The organism is Paenibacillus sp. RRE4 (genome assembly GCF_031844205.1).
In the GTDB taxonomy this organism is placed as follows: Bacteria; Bacillota; Bacilli; order Paenibacillales; family Paenibacillaceae; genus Paenibacillus; species Paenibacillus xylanexedens_B.
Genome location: NZ_JAUZUT010000001.1, coordinates 3,435,307 through 3,460,434 on the forward strand (window position 1 = coordinate 3,435,307; position 25,128 = coordinate 3,460,434).

Sequence of the window (25,128 nt, forward strand, 5' to 3'; positions counted from 1 at the left end):
ATATCATCACTCCGGCAAACGCAGAATTACACCGGCAAAGCCTGTTGTACAACAATCCGGGTTCCTTCTGCTTTGATCACAATAATTGGCGTATCTACAGGAATAAATCCACCATCTGTGACCACATCAATTCGCTCACCATCAATCATCGCTGTTCCTGATGGGCGAAGTGGTGTAAGACTGATTCCCTGCATTCCGATCAGTTCTTTACGCTCCGTTGCAGAGGAATATCCTTGATCGGCAGATAAACGGTCACTTAGTATAAACCGGTTCCATATGCCTCTGTCTTTGAACACAACAGCGATAATCGCTACAACGACAAGTGCGGCTACAAAAGCAATCCCAAGAGAGATAAACGCATCACTTGTGTCGTACGCCGCCCGAACTACACCGGCCACGAGCGCGATTGAACCCAGAATACCGAGAATCCCCATGCTGGGAATAAACATCTCCAGAATCATCATAATCAGCCCGACCGTAAATAATACCCATGTTTCCGCTCCGGCAAACCCCGCAATATAATTGCCAGAGAAATAAAGCACAAAACATACAATCCCTACAATTCCCGGAACGCCAAATCCAGGCACAATCAATTCAATGATGACACCAGCAATACCAAGGAACAGAAGTATGGTCATCACAATTGGATTGGTCAAAAAGGTGGAAATATTCTCTGCAGCAGAGCGTTCCAATTTGAACACATCTCCTTGACTATATCCAAGCCATGCCGCTGCTTCCTCAGGCGTGTTGCTGATATGGTCTGCATAACCCACTTTTAGCGCTTCCTCAGCGGAGAGAGCAATAATTTCACCTTTTTGTTTGGTTTTATTGATCTCCGGCATCTCTACCACCATATTGACGTCAGTCATGCCAGCTGCGATCTCGCCATCACGGCCGCTCTTCTCTGCAGCTCCTTGCATTTTGCTCTTCCAGAATGCAACCAGCTTGGGATCGTCAACATGTTTGCCTGTGCTGTCTACCATGGCCGCAGCGCCAATCATGCTGCCTGGTGACATTACGATCTTATCCGCATTCAGCGCAAGAAAACTTCCTGCGGATGCAGCATCGCCCCGGACAAACGCCAACGTTTCAATAGGAGCATCTTTAATCATTGTACCTAGCGCTTCTGCTGTATCCACACGGCCTCCCGGCGTGTTGATATCAAGAATGATCAAACCAGCATTCATTTTCTCTGCTTCTTTGAATCCGCGCTCCATGAATTTGCCTAATCCCTGCTCGATTGGTTTATCCACCGGAATAATATATACGGCGCCGCTTTTCTCAGCTGCATGCGCTGAAGGTATTCCAATCCAGACAGGAAGTAAAAGCGTCAGCAGCATCAAGAGCATTAGTGACCCCGTAAGCTTCTTCCGGCGCTTTCCCTTCACATTAGTCCCCCCTTTTCCAATAATGTTATACTGTCCAGCTTATGGTATTTATTACGTACAATGCAACATTACGTTTCAAAAACTTAAGATTATATTTGAATACTCCGGCAAATGCAAGAAATATATACCCAAAATCAAGTTTATAATCCAATATTTTATAAATCTCAAGCATTTTCGATGAGCAAGACACGCCATAATAAGTGCCGCTACTTCGATCTTATGTGATCTTTTATTTGCCAGCATGTTGTGCTAAACGTGCTCTCTAAAGAGGTATCTCGCAATTTCATATGGAGATGAATAGAGTATGAACAGGAGAAGAGTATCGAATAAATCATGAAAAAACACCCCCTGACAAGTCAGGAGGTGTTTATTGAATTTGCTTTATTGCAGAAATTGTTGAACTGCTTGATTAACCAGTTTGCCGTCCGCTTTGCCTTTGACTTTCGGCATAAGGGCCGCCATCACTTTCCCCATCTCGGCTTTCGAAGAAGCACCGGTTTCCTGGATGGTCTGCTGTACAATTACTTTAATTTCTTCTTCGGTAAGCTGTGCAGGAAGATACTGGATAAGTATTTCAATTTCCGCTTCGGCATTTGCCGCGAGTTCTTCGCGACCTGCTTTGCCAAATTCTTGGAGGGCATCTTTGCGCTGTTTGATTTCACGACTCAGGATATCAAGCACTTCGTTGTCATCCAAATCTCTTTTCAAATCTATTTCAAGATTCTTGATCGTCGAACGAATCAACCGAATGGTGGAGAGTCTGAACTTGTCCTTACTCTTCATCGCTTGCTTCATATCTTCGTTCAATCGTTCGCTAAGATTCATGTAGTTAAAATCCTCCTAAAACTTTCTCTTACGAGCAGCCTCGGACTTTTTCTTGCGCTTTACGCTTGGCTTCTCATAATGCTTACGTTTCTTCACCTCAGCCAATACGCCATCTTTAGCGATGGAACGTTTAAAGCGACGAAGTGCAGCATCAATAGTCTCGTTTTTGCGAACTTTAGTTTCAGACACCAGTTTTCCCTCCCTCCGACCAGACCGTCCAAGAGCAATAACACGGTTCATCATCTTTCATTATAGGCGAAAGGCAATAAAAGTGTCAACCTTAACGTGATCCCTTAATATTAGCTGAGCTACAGCATTTTTTCAAGTGCAAAAACAAATTTACAACTTGAGTAACGTCATACGACCTTTTTATTGGTGTGAATCAGACAAACTTGTAAGCGCACCAAGTCTGGTTCCGCCCAGCAAATGGTAGTGCAAGTGGTGCACCGTCTGCTCGCCATCTTGGCCGCAATTGTTAATCAGGCGGTATCCCGATTGCTGCACACCGAGCCGATTGGCAGCCTCCTGTGCAGCCATATGAATTTCTCCGATCAAGGGCAGATCCTCTGCGGTTACATCATTCATGGAAGCGATATGTTTCTTCGGAACAATCAACACATGGGTCGGTGCCGCAGGATGAATATCGTGAAATACGACTACATGATCGTTTTCCAGTACTTTGTTGGAGGGAATGGTGCCCTCTACAATTTTGCAAAATAAGCAATCCATCGTACAATCCCTCCTTCCTTTGAGTTCAAATTATGTATACCCCTATATCATACTAAAAGTAAAATCGTACGTCCAATGCTTGACCGATGACTCCTTTCTGCTCTCTGATTGTCTGTAAAGGAAAAAGCCACACCTAGAGGCAAGGTGTCCCATTGCCGAGGTATGACCGTGATTGGATGATGATTTCTTTGATACGAATTAATAGGGATTTAAACCATTTTAATAGTACGGCAATAAGGTTAGTGCCGTCAGGGCAAACAAAGGCAGAACCAGCCTGTTAAAACGTCTGCGGCCATATCCGTAATAAGGGTAAGGAGCGGGGTACCCGTATCCAGGATAAAACCCACGAGCTGGCGTCGCCGGATAATGAACCATAGGCATCATATTGGGCGCTGCATTTGCATGACCTCCCATGACTTCATTGCCAACCGGAACAGCCAAATAAATCATCTCATCATCCACATTCTCTACAATGCCATCATAGTATGAACCATCATTCATCTGGATACAGACATAACGATGAATGTGATCCTTACATAGTTTTTTAGCCGCTACCTTATCCATGCCTAATCGCCTCCCAATTCAGTTCTTCTTCACCCTTCATCGTATTCAACTCTGGGCGAATTGACACTGTGTTCAAGACGTTTTGAACAAGAATGCAAAAAAAGAAGCCCCTCGTGAGCGGCCTTCCGAAGAAGTCCGGCTACGCGGACATCTATACAGGAAGCTTCCTGAACAGATGTCCGACGGGGGGCTTAAAACAAGTTTGTCGGCTTAACTGTAGTATAACAGCAGGTTGAACCTGTATCTGTGACGAAACTCACTTGTTATCGCGTGATATCAAAAAAAGAAATATTTTTACAAATAAATCATTTATACACATCCTGGACTCATAGGCTTTCCATCACAACCCTGGAACCTGTACCCGCATCACCAGCCGGAATCACGACCAGTTTGCGTTGCAAACGCGCACGCAGTTCAGGAACGTGACTGATAATGCCCACAGCCAGTCGATCGTCATGCAATTTTTCCAGTGAAGTAATAACCGTATCCAGCAGTTCCGGGTCCAATGTGCCGAACCCTTCATCCAGGAAGAAAAATTGTAGCGGATATTGCCCGCGCAGCTGAATCTGGGCGGATAGTGCCAGCGCCAGCGACAACGAGGTCAGGAACGTTTCTCCACCAGACAAGGTTGATACCGGACGTTTCACACCACCGTTGGCATCGTCACAGATCACAAAGCCGCCGCCCGAATCCACTTCAAGGGAATACCTCTGCTTGGTAAGGAAGCGCAGACGCTGGGAAGCCGCATGACTTACCTGCATCAGTTGCTCTTCGGCAATGTACTCGACAAACGTATTCCCCCGGAACGCGGTCTGCAACTTGCTAAGCAACTCGCCCTGGTGACTGATCTCCAGCCGTTTCGTCTCCAGCTCCGTCCAGCGAACATGACGTTGCTGCACATCCTCCAGATCCCGTTCGGCACGTGCTTTCACCTGCAGGGCAGTTTCATCCTCATATCTGGCCTGTTTCAAACGTTCTGTGCAAGCGATCCACTGTTCTTCAGTCACAACCGCCCCATCCAGTTTTTGCTCCAATTCGCGTAGCTGAGAAGCAAGTTCACGCTCTCGCTCACGATGATGCTGTATTTCTTTCTGTAGCAGTTCTGCTTCCTCTGCAGCCAGCGCCGCCTGTGTGACAGCGATATCTGTCTCGAACGCGGATTGCTCCAAGAGTAGCCGCCAGCGCTCCTGTGCCAACTCCAGATGTTCTGCAGCTGATGCGGCGGCCTGCCCGGCCATTACGTCACGTTTCACCGATTCCTGCTTCTGTGCATCCGCTTGTTTGAATCGCTCTGCAGCTAGCTCGGCAGTCTTGCGCAATCCATCCAGGCGATCCTGTGTCTCGCGGATCAGATCTTCTACCCTTTGCTCTCCTACCCACTGGCGCAAACGTTCTTCTTTCTGGGCCAGTTGTTTGCTACCGCCTTGCCATTCGGTCTGCCACTGGATCAGTTGCTTGTCGAGTTCCACCAGCTTCTGCTGCAATGACTGGACAAGCCGCTCTTTCTCCTCAAGGAACGTCACGCTTTTGGCCAGACGTTCCTTGATGTCTTCGGCGCGTGCATCGCGCTCCTGCATCGCTTGATAGAGGCCTGCGGCCTCCTCCTGGGCGATGTGAGGCATTTCCGCGGTCCAGCGGCTCTGCAACGCAGCCGCAGCGGCTTCGCTCTCGGCCAGCTTGCGCTCCGCCTGGGCGAGCCCGGCACGGCCGGCCTCTTGCGCAGCTGCCGCTTCCATGCGGCGCTGCTGCGCGCCAGAAGCCGCCTGCTGCAACGCGGCGGCTTCGCCCTGCAGCGGCGCTGCTGCGGCAGCCAGCGCCTGCGCGGCTTTGCGCAGCGCAGCAGCACGCGCCGCCCAGCCCGCCGGAGATCGCCCATCCTCGGGCGATCCGGCAGGCTCGGGCTCCGCTGCCGCAGGCGCGGCCTCGGCTGCGGCCGTGGCATCGCCGGCCGCGGCGCCAAGCTGCGTCAGCAGGCTGCGACGTTCGTGCAGCTGCTGGCGCAGCCCAAAGCGCAGCTCCTGCAGCTCCGCGTGCAGGCTGCGCAGCAGTTCCAGGTCCGCATCGTCTGCGTGCGGACCTTCTCCCGGCGGCGCAGCCGGGAGCGGGTGGTGTGCGGAGCCGCACACCGGGCATGGCTCGCCGTCCCGCAATTCGGCGCGTAAGGCAGCGGAAAGCCGATGCATCTCCTGCTCACGCATCGAACGGCGTAGCTGCTCCTCCGCACGGGCCAGCAAGCGCTGTTCACTGTTCATATCCTGCTCACAGGCAAGCAAGGCCTCAAGACCTGCTGACGCCTGTTCCACCAATTGCTCGCGTTGTTCGGTCAGGCGTCCCTCTTCCGCAGCTGCCACTCCCAGCTTGGCAGCCCCTTGTTCTGCAGACTGTTGATAGGTCTGCATGTCCGCTTTCTGCTGTTTCACCTGCTCAAACGCTGTATCGATCCGATGTTTCAGCTCGAGCGCGGCTTGCAGTCGTCTGCGTTCCTCAGATTTCACTTCATTCGGTTTGAGACTTTCCTGTAATTCCTCACGCCGTTTGCGTCCACGCATTTGCAGTTCCTGCTCTTTTTCCAGCTGTTGTCTAAAGTTTGCCTGTTCGGCCTGCCCTTTCTCCATCAACTGTGCTAGCCGTGAGCAATCCGCCTGCAAAACATCACGTTCGCGTTGCAGCTCTTTGGCCTGTTCCAATTGATCCAGACGCAGGAGCAATTTGGGCTCTTCGGCTCCAAGCTGCACCCGAGCCTCTTCTGCCTTTTCGGCTTCCTGCAAAGCCACATGTTCATGCTCCGACGCCAGTTTCGTAGCAGTTTCTGCTTCCATCCGTCGCTGCTTGTGGGCTTCTGATGCGTCTTGAACCGACTGAAGGGCAGGTAGCATCTTCTCTGCTGCTCCCGACCGTTTCAAACGCTCCTCATCCGCTTCAATCTGTTCCGCCTTGGCGTGGAGTTGTTGCTGTTCTTGCAATCGCACTTGTTGTTCCTTATTCAGCTCACGAATCCGGCCGAACTGTTCTGCTTCCTTCACCGCCGAATCCAGCTCTTTCCGTGAGGATTCTGCGTGCTGAACCGCTGCCTTAAGCAACTGTTTTGTTTCTTCAAGCATTTCTTTACTCGCATTGCCAAGTCCCTGCTGCTCCGCAGCAAGGGATTGATGAGCCATATCATTATCCTTGACCCGCCGACTTAATTTAATCGCGAGCTGATCTCCATACTTCTCCAGATGAAAGAGCCGCTGCAGCATCTGCCTCCGCTCACTGCCTTTCAGGGAAAGAAATTCGGCAAATTTCCCTTGCGGTAATACTACCGCTCTCGTAAAATCATCCATTTTCAGGCCAATCACATCTTCAACGCACCGATTAACTTCTGCCAGCTTGTCAGCTAACACTTGATCTTCTCCATCAATCGTTTCAATAAACTTGCTGACCGTATTACTGACGGACACTTCATTGTTACGCTTAAAGCGCCGCTCGACCCGAAATCTACGGGTTCCAGCCGCCGAAGCAAGCTCAAACGTGAAAGCAACCGATAGCGAATCTTCAGCATGATTCATGATACCCTGTGTACCATTGACTGCCCGCTCCACCTTGCCATACATGGCGAGGGTGATCGCATCAAGCAAGGAAGACTTCCCGCTGCCGGTAGGTCCGAAAATACCAAACAAACCTGTTTCCGTAAGTACCGTAAAATCAATCTCCTGCATCTCACGATAACTTTGCAGCCCGGCGACTTTCAATATAATCGGTCTCATCGACCTTCGACCTCCTCACGCACGCCTGGCTCATCTTCATCCACTAACTCCAGAAACAGTTGTACCAAGCTATCTTCTGGTAGCGCTCCACCGGTTTGGCGCTGATAAAACTTGCGAAAAAGCTCATGCACAGGCAGTTCTGAACGTTGTTCCGTGAACCCTGCGGCCTCCATCTCCGGATACACCGGGCGAATATGGATAATGCCCTCATGAGCTTTACGTAACTGCTGAATTTCTTTTAGAGACATTGCATCCTCCAGCCAGACTTCCATGTCGATGTATGCCTGTGAGTCACGCCCTTCGTCCAGCCAACGGTACACTTCCGCCAGACCGCCTCTCGCCTTCCAACGAACGAGTGGGTTGCCTGAGGTAAGCAACACTTCTTCTACTTGTGCAGCTCCACCTGGCGTAAGGTCCACCATCGTAATGGATTTGCTCTGCCCTGCTTCCGAGAAGCTGTACGCCAGGGGAGACCCACTATACCGAATCACACCGTCTCCTTTGACGGCTTGCGCACGATGGAGATGTCCCAGAGCTGTGTATTGAGCACCAGTGGACAGGGAAGAAGGATCTACAGTGTACGCTCCCCCCACCTGAATAGGCCGTTCAGAATCGCTCTCTACTCCGCCCAATACATAGATATGACTCATAGCGAGATTGACTGTATCCGGACGAAAGGAAGACGCCAGACGTTGCATTAACATCCCTACTCTGCGGCTGTATGCTTGACGCAGTACATTTTCGTCACCATCTGTGGTTAATAGCTCATTTAATCTCGCTTCCGAGGGGTAGGGCAAAGCCGCAATATGCGCCGTCTCCCCGGTTCGACGGGTATGAATAGCAACAGCCTCTGACACAGGTGTACCCACTAATGTAATTCCCTGTCTGTTCACAAGGGGAGTTACCGAGGCTACACGTTCGGGTTGATCATGGTTACCTGCAATGACAACAAGTGGCCTGCCACTTTCAGTCAAACGTGCCGCCGCCTCATAAAACAGCTGTTCCGCCGACGCAGGCGGATTCACCGAATCATACACATCTCCAGCCATCAAAATGGCATCAGCCTGCTGATCGTCCGCTAGTTTGACGAGTTCATCAATGAAATCCTCCTGTTCGCGGAGCCGGCTTCGTCCCTCCAGCGTTTTCCCCAGATGCCAGTCTCCCGTATGCAAGATACGCATCGTCCGTTCCACCTCTCTCTACTACGTCTTCTATCATTTCATCCCTCATTCGTCACTCATTGAACAAAAGATATTCAACACTCAGAAACTCCAAGCCCCTTTATAACTTAACCGCATGACCGCCATCGAAAAAATAAAGCCATGTGTGGTCGACTTGGCGACCCAATATATCTTCAATTGCCCGTTCGTACAGCCGCAGCTGGAACCGGTAGTTTTCAACCAGAGGTTCAACTCCTCCGCGATGTTCAAGCACTCGATCCGTCTTGTAATCTAGCAGAACAAGTTCTCCATCAACCTCATAAAGACAATCAATAATCCCCCTGACAAGCACCGTTTCATCCTGTAGCACAGCCTGTACTCTATCGTTTTCACTGTGTATCTCCTGCTCCTCGTTTGGCCGTAATCCACGAATCCATTCCGCAGGAGATTGATGTGCCGGGAGACCATACGTGAACGGGATTTCCCTTCGAATCCACGCCGCACGCAACATTTCCATTCCTGGTTGTGTATCAAAAAAGGTAATCAGTTCACTTCGTTCAATCGCCTCTGCTTGATAAGGAAGCAATATTTGAATCGCCAGCAGGCGCGAAATCGTCTCATCAACAACTGCTTCATCCACAACAGATCCGTCAACAGGGAGATGCTGCATCAGCGTATGGTACACCGTTCCCCGTTCTGTTCCTGTCAGCTGCCGCTCTCCCATGAATTTGGGACGACGCAAATGTAGTTTGAACGAAGATTGTGTCGCTGGGCTTGTCTTACTATCATCGCTTCCAGACCAATTGCTATTACTGCCTCCAGTCCAAGCTTGTTCCTGCAGTTCTTCCATGACGGGGTACGAAGCATCCTCCTGTGTCGATACCAGACTCTTGATTTCGGTCACCGAAGTGCTCGCCGCCACTTGTGTAGCTGATTCATATGGATACGTCCAGGAAAGCCGCTTATCGATCTCACGCACAAACGCATTTTGAGCATCAACATCCAAAGCCTCTTCACTGTTTGCTTTTAGATTCACTAGTTCATCCGTCTTCTGATTTGCGGTAACCGAATCAATCTCTGAAAGTGGATTGGATTGTACGCCTTCGGGATGCCCGACCACTTCTACCGATGGGTTTAATCTGACGGGTCTCACGGCCTGCAAAGCAGCCAATCGTTCTCTCCGCAATTCAGTTAATACATCCTCTTCACGCTCTACAAGGTCGGCGTGTTGCTGAAGAGATACCCGATCCGCAGCAACCACAGATATGCTCCAGCGAGATTCATCACTCGCAAGGCAAGCCGCATAAGAATCACGATCACCTGCAAGCTCACGCAACACCTCGGCGTCCCGGTGCCTGATCAAAGCGGGCCCGATCCAATCCAGATAATTTCGTCCCGCAGCAAGCAGATAATCGGGTAGCGCAAGCTCTGGACTGTCTTTAACCTGTGACCAGGTCTGTGCTTTTTTGGCAGCGTCCTTCACGGTGCCTACCAGCACCATTTTTTCTTTTGGCCGGGTTAAAGCCACATAAAGCACACGCATTTCTTCCGCAAGCAGTTCAAACTGAGCCCGGCGACGTATAGCCAGATTGGCTAATGTAGGATAGGCCACCCTGTTGTCACGGTCCACGAACCTTGGGCCAAAACCAAGTTCCTTGTGCATCAGAAACGGTGCATGCAGATCTTGCTGATTAAACATTTTGGAGATACCGCCAACAAACACAATCGGGAACTCCAATCCTTTGCTTCGATGGATTGTCATAATACGTACGGCATTATCCTGTTCCCCTGAACCACTGGCTACGGTGCCCAGGTCTCCGCCATTTTCCCGTAGTCTTGAGACATATGTCAGGAAGCGGAACAGCCCGCGGTTTGCAGTTGCTTCCTCATATTGACGCGCGCGATCATACAGAGCCTTCAGATTACTTTGACGCTGCTGACCGCCAGGAAGTCCGCCAACCCAATCCAAATATCCGGTCTCCCGGTAAATCCGCCAGATCAGCTCACTTAAACTGCCTTGCCTTGCCTCAAGTCTCCACTGTTCCAGCTGACGCATGAAATGAATGAGTTTCTGTTGCAACTGCGAGTGCGCGAGTTCGTTTCCTTCTTTTCCGCCCATAAAGCCTGCATCTTGTTCAAACGTTTCCGTGTGCAGATCAGCTCCCGAATCAACTTCCATCTCCGCGGTAACGGCTGATTGGCGCTGAGCCTGTTCGATTTCTGACCAGCCTTCTGGCCACTGCATCTGGATCAAATCGTCAACATCCGAATCCCGTCCGGACTCAGAACGTTGACCAGTCCCATCGTGGGCATTTCTCCACTCTCCTGCGGCAGAAACAACCGCATCATAGAAGGACTGTCTTTTATCCCCCAGTCGAATCTGAGCAAGCCCTTCTTCATCTAAACCAACAATGGGAGAGCGAAGGACGGAGGCCAGAGGAATATCCTGTCTTGGATTGTCCACAAGCTGCAACAGAGATAACATCACTTCCACTTCCGTAGCTTGAAAATACCCCTTGCTCTGCTCTCCACCTGCAGGGATGCCCTGCTGTCTGAATTCCTCAATCATCAGCGGTGCCCACATCAGCGTGGAACGCAACAAAATAACAATGTCTCCGTAACGTGCCGGACGCATCGTTTGCAAAGCCTTGTCATACACGCTCAATGCAGGCTTGTCTGTCTCTCCGACCATCTCTCGGATACGCGCTGCGATGGCTCGCGCTTCCAATTGAGCCGTTTCGAGTTCGGCATTCTCCAGTTCTGCAGCAGCGGCTACATCCACACCGTCTTCCGCACCTTCGGACACATCCGTGCCGCCGCCTTGGCGATCGATTAACATAAGCTCAGGTGTGTAAGCTTCGCTTCCAAGTGTCTCTGACGGGAAGGAAGCGCCGTAAGCCAGCTGAGCCCGTTCATCATAAGCGATCTCGGCGACCCCTTCATTCATCAACTGTCTGAATATGACGTTGACGGAATGCACCACTTCGGCACGACTGCGGAAATTGCGGGCAAGGTCAATTCGTTTCCCCGTTCCCGTTGCTATCCCCTTTCTTGTACCATTCTCTTCGTCATCACCTGTATCCACATGAACACTCGGAGTGTAGTTACGGTATTTGTTCATGAACAGGCCGGGTTCAGCCAAGCGGAAACGGTAAATGCTCTGTTTAACATCACCAACCATAAATCGGTTACCTGGATTCTCTCTGGAGATCAACCTGACGATATCCTCCTGAACCGTATTGGTATCCTGATATTCATCCAGCAGTACTTCATCAAAACGCGCACGATATTCCATCGCCGCATCCGAAGGCATGGAATGTTCAGGGGTCGAATCCTCATGGCGCAAAATGTGCAGACAATAGTGCTCCAGATCGTTAAAATCAACTTGTCCGCGTTCCTGCTTCGCCTGAAGATACCGTTCGCCAAAGGTGCTGACTAGGCGGGAAAGCTCCTGCATCAACGGTGCAGCCTGTTCCAGCTCCTGCCAAAAAGAGAATGCACTCCTGCCAAAAAGTGAACCTTTCAGATCGGCAACAGCCTTTTTAGCCGTTTCCCGCAACTCCTTCACCTGTTCCTGCAAACCAGGGTCGGTCTGATCTTTTTTACAAGGTTTCAATTTGCCAAATGCAACTGGCTGGAATACCTCAGGCAACCTTTCCCAAGGCATGACTTCAACAGCGGATAAAAGCTCTTCAACCATCGCCAAATCCTCTTTGAGTGTCTCCGCATAAGGTGCAGGACCCTCCGGTTGCAACGAAATCTGAATTCCTTGCCGCAGCAAACCTGCCGCCCCGCCCAAAGCGAGAGCCGCATCCCGTAAAATGCTCTGCACCCATGTCGATTGCCCCAGTGCCTCTACGCTTTCCACCTGAAAAGCTTCAGCCATTTCCATCAACCAGTGATCTGGCCAGGAATGACTTCGCGAGAAATCATATAAACGCTGCACCAGCCGGTGCATCGCATCATCATTTCGCTCTCCGCTGAACCAGTCCACCAGTTCGCGGAACGTACTGCCCTCGTCTTCTTCGCCATACTTCTCCTCGAACAACTCCTCCAGCAATTCCTGACGGAGCATCTCAGCCTCATTTTCATTCAGAATACGAAAAGCCGGATTTAGCGGAATCTGCTGATAATACCTGCGAATGACTTCCATACAGAAGGAGTGCAGCGTTGTAATGGATGCCCGTCCGAGCAACGACAACTGCCTGCGCAAATGCTCCTCCTCCGGTTGCTCCTCAAGCGCACGTTCCAGCGCTTCCCGAATACGCTGTTTCATCTCGGCCGCAGCTGCCTTCGTAAACGTGGCTACCAGCAAGCGGTCCACGCTGAATCCTTGGGAAGGGTCTGCAATTTTTCGGATAATCCGCTCCACCAGAACAGCTGTTTTTCCTGATCCTGCAGCTGCGGCGACCAGAATATCTTCTCCACGCTCGGAAATGGCGCTCCATTGATCATCACTCCAGAAGCTGCCTTCCGGTTTAGGCATATGCATCATAACGATTCCCCTTCCTTGCTGTGAGACAACATATCCCAAACTTGCTGTTTGCCCGGTTTGGAAAGCAGTTTATAGTCGTTCCCCTCAATATTTTCATCAAACTGACAGAGTGATTTATATGAACAGAACGTACAGGCGATCTCCTGCTGTATCCGGTACGGTTCAATGGCTGTATCTCCATCTGTAATGCGAGTTCCAATCTCGCGAATATTACCACGAACAGCAGCAAGCAACGTATCCCATTGTTCTGGCGTCGCTACAGCAGCACTGCTGTAAAAACTGCCATCTGCTTTTAATGCCACTGGAATAATTGCGGAATGTCCTTTATCAAGGGTATTATCCATTTGAGCAACGGCATCACGGTCAGCGAGTAGCAGACCTTTCATTTTAAAGCGTTTCAGAAGTTCCTGTCCTGCCTGTTCCGATGTCATACCGTTTGCCGATTGCAGTAGTGGGTTATGCACATGGAAATAAAGGGTACCTCCTGGCATCGCCGTCTCCCCTAACCACTCCTCAGCAGCGCTAAGCAACACTTCCAGATAGGTGAGCATTTGCAACGATAGTCCGTAGTAAACTTCATGAAGCTTGAGATCGGTCTGACTGGATTTGTAGTCAATTACTCTTAACAACAGACCGTTCTCTCCTTCAGCGACATCCACTCGGTCGATCCGGCCGACAATCTCCAGTACACACCCATTCTCCAGTTCAAAACGTAGTGGCGGCAAAGGTTTCCCTGGACCAAAATCCAGCTCCAACCCGATTGGTTCAAAACTGCCGCGTCTGGACTGCTCACCCAAAATAACAGATGCCCGGCTGACGATATCTTTTAATTTGCGGAAAATATACCCATAACGCTTTGTGCTAAGCAAAATTTCCCCTTGGAGCTGCGGAGCGATCTGCTCCACCGTCTGCTCGGCTTCCTGGCGGCATTGATCCGGTGTCAGACTGCCCCAGCTACGATTTTCCTCACGCAGGCGCATCGCTAGTTGACTCAGTGCAGCATGGAACAACTGCCCGATATCCGGAGCCTGAAGGCGATATAATTGCCGCTCCTTCAGCTTCAGCCCATGTGATGCGAAATGAGAGAATGGACAGGCTACAAACCGTTCCATCCGTGAAACACTCGTTCTTACCTCCGTCCCGTACAACCTGCGGCTGGTTGCCGTTTCCAGTCTCCGCGCACGGTTACGATAAAAGACAGAACCCAGCAATCGCTCCAGCACAGGACGGCTCGCTTCCCGGTTTACATGCCAATTATAGACTGCCCACCATATTTCAGGAATGTCTTCTCCCCTACGCCATCTTCGCAATTGTCCAATCAGCATGGAAAGGCTTTGTTCCGGATGAATCGCGTAAGAGAGGTGCACGGATTCCAAATTCGAGACGGGCGGCTGGGCAAGCAAGGGTTGCTCCTGCAAGCCAAACATTTTGCGTACATGGCGCACAATCTCGGAAGGGAGTAGTGATTTACCTTCATCATCTGCGACAGGAAAGCTCAGCCATAACTGCTTGCTGGCAGCGGTCAGAGCGGTATAGATGAGAAAACGTTCATCCAGCATGAGTCTCGTTGCACCAGGACCCAGCCCCATGCCTCTCTCTGTCAGCAACAATCTTTCCTGCTCCGTGAGTACTCCGTTGTCCTGAGGGATCGCTGGCAGTTCCCCATCAACCGCACCAAGAATAAATACATATTTCATGTCACGCAGACGTGTACGATCCATCGAACCAAACAACACCTGGTCAAGGGCCGGGGGAACAAGCCCCAGCTTGAGTTCCGTCAGTCCCGTCTCCATCATACCCGCAAACAAAGTGATATCCAGACGTTCATTGCCCATCATATCAACCATCTGGTCAAGAAGATCCAATACGGCTCCCCACATTTGACGATGCTCTCTAGAACGTTCCGGGTCACCCTGTGCCTTGGCTTCAGCAGACATCTGATCCAGCTTATGTGCAATGTCAGCATCCTCTAGCAGTCTAAATAATGCCTCGCACTGAGCAGTAGCCGTTTTTGCTTTTTTCATTCGTTTCTCAAACGGGCCGAGTGCTGACGTAATCAAGGTTCGGCAGCTTTCCATCAACGATAACACTGCGTCGCGTCCACGGCTACTTCCTTCATGACCCTGATTCTCCAAAGACAGACTCGGTACATACTTCCACGGCTTACCATCGGTCCAGCGATATCCATGGATACCGCAAGCGAGCACATAGTTCTCCAGTTGATCCATATCCTCACGCGTGATTGAACCATCCAGCGGAAGCAACATATCCGTCTTGACACAGCGGAAAACATCCTCATAACGCCAGTTGCGGCGAACGATATCCAGTGCCGAACGGATAAATTCGGATAATGGATGGTGTAACTCACTTCGTCTTCTGTCCAGAAAGACCGGAACATCATAATCCTTGAATAACGGCTCTGCAATATCAGCATAGGTCTCCAATCCACGAACCAATACCGCCATATCCCGATATCTTGCCCCTTCTTCTTGCGTCAGGCGACGCATCTCGCGTAGCGCGCCCTCCAGCTCTGCCCGGCGATTCTCTGCAGCGATCAAACGTATACCCGAATCCTCGCCCTGACTTCTCCAGCGAACTCGCCGATCAAAACCGGACTCTAGATGGGCAAGTCCCGGCCGCTCCTTGAATCTCGGCAAGACTTCATCATGAAGGACGATTGTCCCGGCAGACACACCCAAATGTTCAGCCATTCCTTTGAGACGCGCGTAAGCACTTGCCGTTGGATAAAATAATTCCAGTTCTCCAGGCATCATCCCTTGTTCGTATGCACGGTCAAGCGTCAGGGAAATCGTTACAGACGAAGCTTGTAACATGAGCTGTCCTATTACACTCATCTCCTGAGGAGTGAATCCATGGAATCCGTCAATCCACACCTCGGCCCCCTGCAACCATGTACTTTCTGGCAAACGACCTGTCAGTTCATTCAGTGTATCTTCATCATCTATATATAAATCAGCCAATTCCATCTCATAATCATGGTAGATTAGATTCAAATCGTGAAGCTTGTCTTCCAAGATAGGTGAAGCCGATGCGATGCTCCATGTTGCAAGCCCTTCTTCGAGTGCCGAAGCATGAACTTCATAACGTTTAAACTCACTATACAAATTAGTCAATTCCCCTATAAAGCCAAGCTGGCTTCCCGAAGCAGCAAACAGTCTCAGTTCTTCTTTCCTACGCTGAATGACTTTATATAAAAGCATCTTCTTGCCCTCGGCTCCGATCGGAACGCGAGCAGAACCGCCAGCTTCCTGCATGACACGATAAGCCAGACGACGAAATCCAAGTACTTCGGCACGCATCGTACCTTTGATGTCTCCCGAAGATACCAGTGCCTGCTCTGTCCGGAACGAGCTTTGTTCGGGAACGAGCAGAATTAGTGGTTTTCCTTGAGGCTCCTGCCTAAGCAGAGATGTGATTTCTCGGGTAATCAGTGTGCTTTTACCACTGCCTGCCCGGCCAATAACAAAGCGTACGGACATGTGTCATCCTCCAAACTGCACGTACAAGATTTTAATTTCCAGTATACCATACCTTCTCCGCTTCGGAACATACGTTTGCCATGATCCACCAAATAAGAACACAATATGGCTATAAAAAAAAGCCACCGCCTGTTCGATACAGCCAGCAGCTTCTTGTGGATTGACGTTATCACCAAATTCTGTGACAGATACGCCTAGTAGTTGTTTTCAAGCTTACCATTTCGTTAAATGAATTCATGCTCTACAGCCTTCTGCAAGGCCTCGAAAAAATCCCGGTTTCTCTGGCTATATCCCGGCTTGTTCAAAATCTCGAATGTACGTTCAATCCCCTTTTGCACTAATGCCTGATCATTGGTTAGCAATCCGTAGCTTAAAATCGTTACGCAACAGTTAAAAAGATCTCCCGTAGGCCATTGGTGTGGTCGTTTGGTCAAATATTCATCAACAGCAAAACCTTGCTCTATGCGCGGCAACAAATACTTGCTTTCAGCTTCTTTGAATCTGTCTGCTGTTTGCCGAGCAGCTTCTTGTATATTTTCAGAGGAAACAAGAACAGAATGTTTTTGCTGTGTATACTTTTCAACACTATTGCCGAAGCCGACTGGAACATTGGAGATCAACCTTATTTGATGCTTGTCGAGAAATGTACGTAAACGTTCAGTGGCAGCTTCATAACGGCAGGCCATGATTGTAAACACAGCATACGGAGGTTTTGAATGAGTCAGATGACTATGTAAGCTCCAAACAATGCCCGGCTTGACATTTTTTCTGAAAGTATAGTCGGTGGGGCTGGAATCAGCCTCTCTATATTCCTCATACCCTTCTGCCGCAATGATTTGCCGCAATTCAGCATAAAATTGTTTTCGAACACCATCTTTTAAATTACGCATGTCAATGTACGCCTGCTACGTCTATAATTACGCGTTTCAAATAACCTACCCGTAACCATAGCGAGCAGACCTCCTCCTTTTTCGAAATTAAATCCTGCCGTTGCTAACCTAGTCTTTAATGAGTCAGGACAAGGACTGAACACTGTTCCTTTTCGGCCAATAAGATAAGCTGTTCGCCAAGATCGAGCTTTTCCTCATAAACAAAATACCCTATAAGATGGACTTTTTAAAGTGTCTATCTCATAGGGTAGATGTCATTCTAAAAACAGAGTATTCTTAATTTTTTTTGCTTCTCACTTCAAAAATAGCGAACTTCAGGTAATGCCCTTCATCTACGTCCAAAATTTGCGGGTGATCCTTACCGGCCGCTTTCCAGTCAATTAAACGCAGTACTTTACCTGCATCTTCAGCTGCATCCGCAATGGTTTCCAGGAAGAGGTCAGGACGCATGTGGTAGGAACAGCTTGCGGTTACCAAATATCCACCCTCGTTGACCAGTTTCATGCCCTGCAAGTTGATGTCCTTGTAGCCGCGGCATGCCCCTTTGACTGCTGATTTTGTTTTGGCGAAGGCAGGTGGATCAAGGATAACGACATCAAACGTTTTTCCAGCACTGGACAATGCTTTGGAGGTATCTACCTTTTGCTCCGCAGCTTTTGCTCGTGCATTGCGCTCATCAAGTCCTTTGACTTGCTCACGTAGATATTGAAAAGCATCTGCTACAACGAACTCAACCCGATCCGTGAAACCATTTAGCTCCACATTGGTTCGTGCACTCTCGATCGCATGCTCGGAAATATCGAGACAGGTTACTTTCTTCGCTCCGAATTTGCAAGCATTCAGGGTAAAGCTACCGGTATGAGAGAAACATTCCAGCACGGTGGCACCGTCCCAATAAGGGAAAGTAACCACTTTACCACCTTTGTTCACAGGCAACAGCTGTTCTGTTCCTTCATGCTCGACCTGTTGCACGGTGATGCCGCTTTTGTATCCCCAGCCTTTCATCAATGGTTCAATAGCAGCCCGGTTTTCACGCTGGTCGAAGAAATACCCTGTTTTCTGTCCTTCCACGATGTCCACCTTGATAAGTAGCCCATTCTCGGTCACAGTCACATGACGCGGGCATTCCCCGTAGAGCGGTCCTTTGATCTGCTCCAGACCTTCCAGTTCACGAATGGAGACATCACTGCGCTCATATATACCTTCCGGCTGCATCACTTCAATGAGAGCCTGCACGATGGCTTCACGGCAACGATCCATACCCAGTGTAAGGATCTGCACAACTAAAATGCTACCAAAACGATCAACGATCAATCCAGGCAGAAAATCGGCTTCGCCATAAACAAGACGGTAGGCTTCGCCATCCTGGATAAAGCGTTCACGGTGACGCAGACAATCATGGAAACGAGCCGCAAAAAAGGCGGTATCCATCTGTTCAAACTCCAAAGGCTGGTATGAGACTACACGAACGGTAATCTGGGAAGCCGGATTATAATAACCTGTCGCCAAATAGCGACCTTGGTGATTAAGTACATTGACGATATCGCCCGGTTCCGGGTTGCCGTCTACGGATGCAATTTCATTATTGAAAATCCAGGGATGTGCATGTTCCAACCGCTTTTTGCGGCTTCGTTCCAATGTAACGGATGGCAAGATTGATCCACTTCTTTCGTAAGTTAGTTGAACAGATAGGTTTTGGCGGCAAAGGCCGCTCCGGGGACGAATTGATTCTATGATCGCTGTTGTCCTCGGATTTTTTGGATTCCCTTCTTCAAAGGGAAAATCCGGTGACAAAGGCGAACGCTTCGCTTCCTTGGATTCGATTTCGTCCCCTCCGCTACGTTTGCCGAATCACCGTATCTTTTAAATTGGGGGCTGGCAGTTTTATGACGCTCCGGGAACGAATGGATTCTATGATCTCTGTTGTCCTCGGATTTTTTGGATTCCCTTCTCCAAAGGGAAAATCCGATGTCAAGCCTATGCTTCCGATGTAGCTTTCTTTCAGAAAGCTCTCAGGCGAGCGCTTCGCTTCTTCGAATTCAATTTCGTCCCCTCCGCTACGTTTGCCGAATCACCATATCTTTTGCATAAGGGCTGATAGGTTTCAATTCCTCTTGTGCTTGTCATGCTTGTCTCTGCTTCCTCATAGGATAAGTGATAAGGAATGGGACGGGAGGAATGATTCGGAATGTTCAGAGAAGTAATTCTGCCTCTGTTGTACGGGCTGATTATCTTTTTTGGCGGTATGAAGCTGATGGAGACAGCGCTGCAACGCATGGCGGGGCCGATGCTGGCAGGCTGGTTAAACCGCGCCACTTCTGCCCCATGGAAGGGCATGGCCTTCAGTGCAGGCGCAACCGCTCTGCTACAGAGCAGCACTGCCGTAACGGTACTCACCATAGGACTAGCTAACGCGCGTTTAATTACCTACGGACGCACACTCGGCATTATCTTGGGAACCAATATTGGAACTTGCTTAACGACAGAGCTTGTCGGTCTTCAGATCGGACGTGCCGCACTGCCTTTGTTGCTTATATCTCTAACAGGCTGGGCTGTTTTTGTTGTCCTTGGTGAACGCAACCAAAATGCCCACGAACGCATCCGACGTACTTTGGCCAATATCCAATTCAGTTTCCTTGCGGCAGCAGGATTTGCTCTTGTCATGACAGGTATACAAGTCATGCAGTCCATCGCCGTTCCACTTCGGAGCATGGGCGTGTTCCAATGGTTTCTGGAGCGGTCAGCGGGCAGCCTCTGGTGGGGTTTTCTTGCCGGTGCATGCCTGACAGCGCTGATTCACAGCAGCGCCGCAGTTATCAGCATGGCGATTACGCTCGCAGCGACAGGCGTGCTACCTGTAGAGATCGGCATCGCCATTGTGATCGGGTCTAACGTAGGGACCTGCATCACCGCTGTTATTGCTGCCGCGGGGGGAGCTTCCGCAGGCAAATTCGTGGCAGCCTCCCATGTTGTACTCAACATAGCGGGAGCGCTACTTTTTATGCCGCTGATCGGCCAGCTGCATGCAGCGTCGGCCTGGTTGTCAGCGGATCACGGGGCACAGATTGCGCATGCCCAGACCCTTTTTAACATCATCAGTTCATTGCTGGCTTTACCGTTCTGTTACTTGCCCATCTGGCACAAAAAAACACCTGTGCTCGCCCCGTCAACAAAGAAACCTGTTGTTTAATAAAGTCATTACGATATCCGCTTTATTGGCGACAGAATGTCTAAGTAAGTAGACCATCATTCAAACGAGATGTCGTGCTGTTTTACACGTTAATGCCCAGTTTGTTCAAGCCAATGCGCAAAATGTCATCGTTGTTATCGTATCCACTCTGCTGCTGTTTGGACCATGCTTCTTCGGGAGAGTACCAATCCACGCCTTTAATCTCTTCGATCTGAGGCTGGAGGTCACCGCTCTGTGCTTCAACGAGATAATAGTGCACTTCTTTGTCCACTGGACCAAACTCGGCATGCTGGTACGTATAAGCAATGATATTAATAGGCTCCACAATACGGCCTACCATACCCGTTTCTTCCAAAATCTCACGAAGCGCCGTCTGTTCGATCGTTTCTCCAGCTTCCATTTTGCCTTTTGCAAGTGTCGTTTTACCATAACGGTCTACGATGAGCTGGATTTGAACCTGGCCATCCTCACCTGTTCTGTAGACAACGCCGCCTGCCGAAATTTCTTTTTTGTTCATGATGTTTTCCCCCATCTGACTTCAATTTCTTTTCTTGGCAAAGAAGGACCTCATCTCCCCGGGTATTTTCCCCAAGGAAATGAAATCCTTGTACATAGCGCCTGAATTACATCGCGGCGGGTTTCACATTTTCTTCCAGTACACGAACCAGCGTACCTTGGCTTTCATTCGCACCGGCTTCGGTCAACTTCACGCGGCACACCTTACCTACCATATCCGGCGTTCCATCGAACACCAGTTGAATGTAGTTGTCACTGTATCCGTGCAACTTGCCACTGCCTTCGCGGCCTTTTGCTTCACCTTCAGGAATAACCTCGAGCACTTGTCCAACGAATTTCTCAGCATACTCCAGTTGCATCTGCTCAGACAGTTCAATCAATTCATGCACCCGTGCATTTTTGATTTCCTCATCCACTTGATCCTCCATGCGCGCTGCCGGAGTCCCTGTACGTTTGGAATACGGGAATACGTGCATTTCCGAGAAACCGATTTTACGCATCAACTCGTAACCGTTACGATACATCTCATCTGTTTCGCCCGGGAAACCAACGATAACATCGGTCGTGATTGCAACATCCGGCATGGCCTCACGTATACGCAACATTTTGTTATAGAACTCTTCCGTTGTATACTTGCGGCGCATACGTTTCAGAACGGTGTCATCACCTGCCTGCAACGGAATATGGAAATGACGAACCAGTTTATCCGAACGCTTGATCACATCCAGCATCCGGTCATCAATCTGACTTGCTTCAATCGAACTGATCCGGATACGTTCCAGACCTTCCACTTTGTCCAAATCCCACAGTAGGTCGGTCAGATCATAGTTTTCCATGTCATCTCCGTACCCGCCTGTATGAATACCTGTCAGGACAATCTCCTTGTAACCCGCTTGTACGAGCTGATGTGCCTGCTGAACAATGCTGTTTGCCTCACGGCTACGTGAAAGACCACGGGACCACGGAATGATGCAGAAGGTACAGAAGTTGTTGCAACCATCCTGAATTTTGAGGAACGCACGCGTACGGTCCGCGAAATCCGGTACATCCATTTCTTCAAAAACACGTGTTTTCATAATGTTACGCACCGCGTTAACCGGCTGACGGGATTCCTGAATTTCATTGACGTATGGCAAAATTTTATCCCGATCCTGGGTTCCGATGACCAGGTCCACACCAGGGATATCCAGTATCTCGGCAGGAGATGTCTGTGCATAACATCCGGTTACCGCTACTATCGCATCCGGATTGCGACGGATGGCACGGCGGATAATTTGACGACTCTTTTTATCACCCGTATTCGTTACGGTACACGTATTAATCAAATAGACATCGGCAGTCTGTTCGTCGAAGTCTACCTGTTCGTAGCCCTCGTTTTTGAACAATTGCCAGATCGCTTCTGTATCATAAAAGTTAACTTTGCAGCCCAAGGTGTAAAACGCCACGGATGGCATAATTACATTCCCCCCATTTCTCCAGATTCATATAAAACACAAGTTAGTGCAACCATACCAGCCGTCTCGGCTCGCAAAATGCGCTTGCCCAGTCCAACAGATATCGCACCTGCCTCATCGGCCTGAGCTGTTTCCTTCTCGGAAAATCCGCCCTCAGGTCCAACAACAATCAACACATTCGCCCCTGCATCAGGAGCAAGCTGTTCCACAAACGGCTTCAGAACATCTCTAATCTGTTTGCCGTCTTCTTTTTCATAACAATAACATACCAGATCGTAGTCCCCAAAAGAAGATAACAGCCCTTTCCAGGAAAGCGGCTGCTCAACGGTTGGAATGCGGTTACGATGGCTCTGTTCAGCAGCTTCCTTGGCGATTTTCCGCCAACGCTCCAGACGTTTGCCTTCCTTCTTGGCATCATATTGCACAATCGTACGTTCGGATAGAAAGGGCACAAAGGATACGGCGCCGATCTCCGTACATCTCTGAATGACCGTCTCCATCTTGTCCCCTTTGGGCAAGCTTTGTGCTACCGTTACATTCAACCTTGCTTCGCGATCCATAACCAGCGGTTCCAGAATAGTCGCTTTTACTTCCCCAGTTTCAATACGATCGATGGCGACCAATGCTTCTCTGGAGCTTCCGTCACTGACAATCAGCTTGTCCCCGGGTTTGCTGCGCATGACTTTGCCGATATGACGGGCATCGTCGCCTGTTATCACCACTGCATGTTCACTGAACTGCTCTGCAGATACAAAATATCGCTGCATATGTTGTCCACCCATTCTTTCCTGTTATGACTGGAATTCTTCCTGCTGGAAGCAGGCAAGAATCCAATCGCCACAGATGATCATACAACTTTTATGTGCTTATGACCAGCATTACGGTTCGATTACTGACCATTTGTGAACTTATATTTAAAGATATAATTCAATAACTAGACCAACCAAATCCCGGTACATGTCGTTGGCAAACAAATATAGCGGTTGAATTGTGACTGCCTGTAATGGCGGAATAATTAAGATCAATAGGAAAACAATGATGGACCATTGTTCCACACCTTGCAACTTGCGGCTGATTGAAGGCGGCAACACATCTTCAAGAATACGGTAACCGTCCAGCGGTGGTAGCGGGATGAGATTAAACATAAACAGGAAAAAGTTCGTGACACTGAACATCGGCAAAAATGTCATCACAGCTGTGACTACCCGCTCATTTTCAATGTTCCCCAGCACGCCTGATCCAAATAATATTCCATAGATCACTGCCCCGATAATAGCCAGTAGCAGATTGCTCAGTGGGCCCACTACAGAAACAATCGTTCCCATGAGTCTCGGTTTGTCAAAATTCGCACGGTTTACAGGTACGGGACGTGCCCATCCAAAACCTGCAATGACAAGCAAAAGCACCCCGAGCAGGTCAAAGTGCGCCACCGGATTCAAGGTGACCCTTCCAAGCAACTTGGCTGTCGGATCACCGAATTTGTTCGCAAAATACGCATGCGAAAATTCATGAACCGTAAATGCAATCAGAATAGTCACCAGGAAGAACGGCAGTTGATCCAGCGGCAGACGGAAAATCCGATCCAAGAAATCCATAGACTACCTCTTTCTGGCTTCAAAGGCTAGCCAGTCCTCTTCACGCTCGATCGCACGAACTTCAAATCCCGATGCCACCAGCGCATCATGTACAACTTGCTCCTTGTTCTTCCATATGCCCGAAACGATATAAATGCCACCAGACTCCAGTGCATTATACACATCATCAACGAATAGCAAAATAATTTCAGCCAAGATGTTGGCTACAATAATTTGGACTGGCAACTTGACACCAAGAGCAGGGTCTTGGCTTCCAAGCACAGACAACAGGTCACTTTCTTTGACCGTAATCTGCTGCTGCATCTTGTTCAGTTCCACGTTTTCCATCGCACTTGTTACTGCAACCGGATCAAGATCAAGTGCGAGTACATGCTTTGCACCCAGATGTACCGCGCCGATGGCCAAGATACCGGAACCCGTGCCCACATCAATGATTTCCTCGCCACCCTGAATGACCTTCTCCAATGTACGTAAACAGAGCGTTGTGGTTGGATGTGTCCCCGTACCAAAAGCCATTCCTGGGTCTAGTTCGATCATTTTCTCATCTGGGCTCTCCGGCGTATAATCCTCCCACGTTGGCTTGATCGTCAGACGATCGGATATGCGCACAGGCTTGAAGTATTGCTTCCAAGCCGTTGCCCAGTCATTTTCATCCACCGTACGTGTTTCGTAACGAATCTCCCCGGCATCAATGCCAAACTCGGACAATTCTTCAATTCTCGGGTTTACTTCTGCCTGCAAAGCAACCATATCTGTGCCTTCGGAGAAATATCCTTTGATGACTGCAAAACCTTCGGGAATATCATTAAGCGGAACGTCATATAACTCGCCATACGTCGTATCCCGTTTTTTATTTAAAGTACCAGATTCTTCAATCGAAACCCCTCCAGCACCCGCTTCATGCAAAAAATTCGAAATCATCTCCACAGCTTCTTCTGTGGTATGTATTGTTAGTTCATGCCATAACATACGTGGTTTTGCCTCCTCATTATTCAAACATCCCAACTATTGTACTACACATGCAAGCCGGAGCACAAAGCATACTCACAAAAGAAAACAAAACAGGATATCCGCGG

The 25,128-nt window shown here is 49.4% G+C and carries 17 protein-coding genes; 1 reads left to right on the forward strand and 16 read right to left on the reverse strand.

Features of this window, described 5'->3' with window-relative positions; genetic code table 11:
* Positions 1–26: 26 nt before the first annotated feature.
* From Q9R46_RS15520 to Q9R46_RS15570, 11 genes are all read right to left on the reverse strand, one after another.
* Positions 27–1,349: an NfeD family protein gene (locus Q9R46_RS15520; RefSeq protein WP_311281043.1), complete on the reverse strand. Its 1,323-nt coding sequence runs from the start codon at positions 1,347–1,349 to the stop codon at positions 27–29.
* Positions 1,350–1,769: 420 nt separating this feature from the next.
* Positions 1,770–2,213, reverse strand: coding sequence for a GatB/YqeY domain-containing protein (locus Q9R46_RS15525; RefSeq protein WP_090914751.1), 444 nt, complete (start codon positions 2,211–2,213; stop codon positions 1,770–1,772).
* A gap of 15 nt (positions 2,214–2,228) precedes the next feature.
* Positions 2,229–2,402 carry a 30S ribosomal protein S21 gene (gene rpsU, locus Q9R46_RS15530; protein ID WP_005547957.1) on the reverse strand — a complete coding sequence of 58 codons (174 nt, stop codon included), beginning with the start codon at positions 2,400–2,402 and terminating at the stop codon, positions 2,229–2,231.
* A 180-nt stretch (positions 2,403–2,582) separates the two neighbouring features.
* A complete protein-coding gene (locus Q9R46_RS15535; protein WP_145332134.1) occupies positions 2,583–2,942 on the reverse strand; it encodes a histidine triad nucleotide-binding protein in 360 nt (119 codons plus the stop codon).
* Between the two features lie 219 nt (positions 2,943–3,161).
* Positions 3,162–3,506, reverse strand: coding sequence for a hypothetical protein (locus tag Q9R46_RS15540; protein WP_311280649.1), 345 nt, complete (start codon positions 3,504–3,506; stop codon positions 3,162–3,164).
* A gap of 326 nt (positions 3,507–3,832) precedes the next feature.
* Positions 3,833–7,252 carry an SMC family ATPase gene (locus tag Q9R46_RS15545; protein ID WP_311280650.1) on the reverse strand — a complete coding sequence of 1,140 codons (3,420 nt, stop codon included), beginning with the start codon at positions 7,250–7,252 and terminating at the stop codon, positions 3,833–3,835.
* A complete protein-coding gene (locus Q9R46_RS15550; RefSeq protein ID WP_311280651.1) occupies positions 7,249–8,433 on the reverse strand; it encodes an exonuclease SbcCD subunit D in 1,185 nt (394 codons plus the stop codon). Before Q9R46_RS15550 ends, Q9R46_RS15545 begins: the two co-directional genes overlap by 4 nt.
* Before the next feature lie 100 nt (positions 8,434–8,533).
* Positions 8,534–12,907 (reverse strand): helicase-exonuclease AddAB subunit AddA, encoded by a 4,374-nt coding sequence (gene addA, locus Q9R46_RS15555; RefSeq protein ID WP_311280652.1) that lies wholly within the window; start codon positions 12,905–12,907, stop codon positions 8,534–8,536.
* Positions 12,904–16,407 carry a helicase-exonuclease AddAB subunit AddB gene (gene addB, locus Q9R46_RS15560; protein ID WP_311280653.1) on the reverse strand — a complete coding sequence of 1,168 codons (3,504 nt, stop codon included), beginning with the start codon at positions 16,405–16,407 and terminating at the stop codon, positions 12,904–12,906. The genes addA and addB overlap by 4 nt, the downstream gene beginning before the upstream one ends.
* Positions 16,408–16,631: 224 nt before the next feature.
* Entirely contained in the window at positions 16,632–17,297 is a 666-nt protein-coding gene (locus Q9R46_RS15565) for a hypothetical protein (protein ID WP_311280654.1), read from the reverse strand.
* A gap of 276 nt (positions 17,298–17,573) precedes the next feature.
* The gene (locus Q9R46_RS15570) at positions 17,574–18,950 is read right to left on the reverse strand and encodes a class I SAM-dependent rRNA methyltransferase (RefSeq protein WP_311280655.1); all 1,377 of its coding nucleotides are present in this window, start codon (positions 18,948–18,950) and stop codon (positions 17,574–17,576) included.
* A 535-nt stretch (positions 18,951–19,485) separates the two neighbouring features.
* On the opposite strand from Q9R46_RS15570, the gene Q9R46_RS15575 reads away from it, so the two are divergent.
* A complete protein-coding gene (locus Q9R46_RS15575) occupies positions 19,486–20,487 on the forward strand; it encodes a Na/Pi cotransporter family protein (RefSeq protein ID WP_311280656.1) in 1,002 nt (333 codons plus the stop codon).
* An 82-nt stretch (positions 20,488–20,569) separates the two neighbouring features.
* On the opposite strand, the gene Q9R46_RS15580 is transcribed toward Q9R46_RS15575, so the two are convergent.
* From Q9R46_RS15580 to prmA, 5 genes are all read right to left on the reverse strand, one after another.
* Positions 20,570–21,007 carry an NUDIX hydrolase gene (locus Q9R46_RS15580; RefSeq protein ID WP_186331738.1) on the reverse strand — a complete coding sequence of 146 codons (438 nt, stop codon included), beginning with the start codon at positions 21,005–21,007 and terminating at the stop codon, positions 20,570–20,572.
* Positions 21,008–21,110: 103 nt separating this feature from the next.
* Positions 21,111–22,457 (reverse strand): tRNA (N(6)-L-threonylcarbamoyladenosine(37)-C(2))-methylthiotransferase MtaB, encoded by a 1,347-nt coding sequence (gene mtaB / locus Q9R46_RS15585; protein ID WP_123062584.1) that lies wholly within the window; start codon positions 22,455–22,457, stop codon positions 21,111–21,113.
* Positions 22,458–22,459: 2 nt separating this feature from the next.
* Complete coding sequence (locus Q9R46_RS15590; RefSeq protein WP_311280657.1) at positions 22,460–23,224, reverse strand: RsmE family RNA methyltransferase; 765 nt, start codon at positions 23,222–23,224, stop codon at positions 22,460–22,462.
* 147 nt (positions 23,225–23,371) lie between these two features.
* The gene (locus Q9R46_RS15595; RefSeq protein WP_311280658.1) at positions 23,372–24,052 is read right to left on the reverse strand and encodes a site-2 protease family protein; all 681 of its coding nucleotides are present in this window, start codon (positions 24,050–24,052) and stop codon (positions 23,372–23,374) included.
* 3 nt (positions 24,053–24,055) lie between these two features.
* Entirely contained in the window at positions 24,056–25,021 is a 966-nt protein-coding gene (gene prmA / locus Q9R46_RS15600) for a 50S ribosomal protein L11 methyltransferase (RefSeq protein ID WP_311280659.1), read from the reverse strand.
* Between the last annotated feature and the right edge of the window lie 107 nt (positions 25,022–25,128).

Coding starts and splice junctions, on each gene's coding strand:
- Q9R46_RS15520 (WP_311281043.1), bottom strand. CDS start 1,349: ATGCTCTTGATGCTGCTGACGCTTTTACTTCCTGTCTGGATTGGAATA.
- Q9R46_RS15550 (WP_311280651.1), bottom strand. CDS start 8,433: ATGCGTATCTTGCATACGGGAGACTGGCATCTGGGGAAAACGCTGGAG.
- mtaB (WP_123062584.1), bottom strand. CDS start 22,457: ATGCCATCCGTGGCGTTTTACACCTTGGGCTGCAAAGTTAACTTTTAT.
- Q9R46_RS15545 (WP_311280650.1), bottom strand. CDS start 7,252: ATGAGACCGATTATATTGAAAGTCGCCGGGCTGCAAAGTTATCGTGAG.
- Q9R46_RS15575 (WP_311280656.1), top strand. CDS start 19,486: ATGTTCAGAGAAGTAATTCTGCCTCTGTTGTACGGGCTGATTATCTTT.
- Q9R46_RS15590 (WP_311280657.1), bottom strand. CDS start 23,224: ATGCAGCGATATTTTGTATCTGCAGAGCAGTTCAGTGAACATGCAGTG.
- Q9R46_RS15565 (WP_311280654.1), bottom strand. CDS start 17,297: ATGCGTAATTTAAAAGATGGTGTTCGAAAACAATTTTATGCTGAATTG.
- prmA (WP_311280659.1), bottom strand. CDS start 25,021: ATGTTATGGCATGAACTAACAATACATACCACAGAAGAAGCTGTGGAG.
- addA (WP_311280652.1), bottom strand. CDS start 12,907: ATGATGCATATGCCTAAACCGGAAGGCAGCTTCTGGAGTGATGATCAA.
- addB (WP_311280653.1), bottom strand. CDS start 16,407: ATGTCCGTACGCTTTGTTATTGGCCGGGCAGGCAGTGGTAAAAGCACA.
- Q9R46_RS15525 (WP_090914751.1), bottom strand. CDS start 2,213: ATGAATCTTAGCGAACGATTGAACGAAGATATGAAGCAAGCGATGAAG.
- Q9R46_RS15595 (WP_311280658.1), bottom strand. CDS start 24,052: ATGGATTTCTTGGATCGGATTTTCCGTCTGCCGCTGGATCAACTGCCG.
- Q9R46_RS15535 (WP_145332134.1), bottom strand. CDS start 2,942: ATGGATTGCTTATTTTGCAAAATTGTAGAGGGCACCATTCCCTCCAAC.
- Q9R46_RS15540 (WP_311280649.1), bottom strand. CDS start 3,506: ATGGATAAGGTAGCGGCTAAAAAACTATGTAAGGATCACATTCATCGT.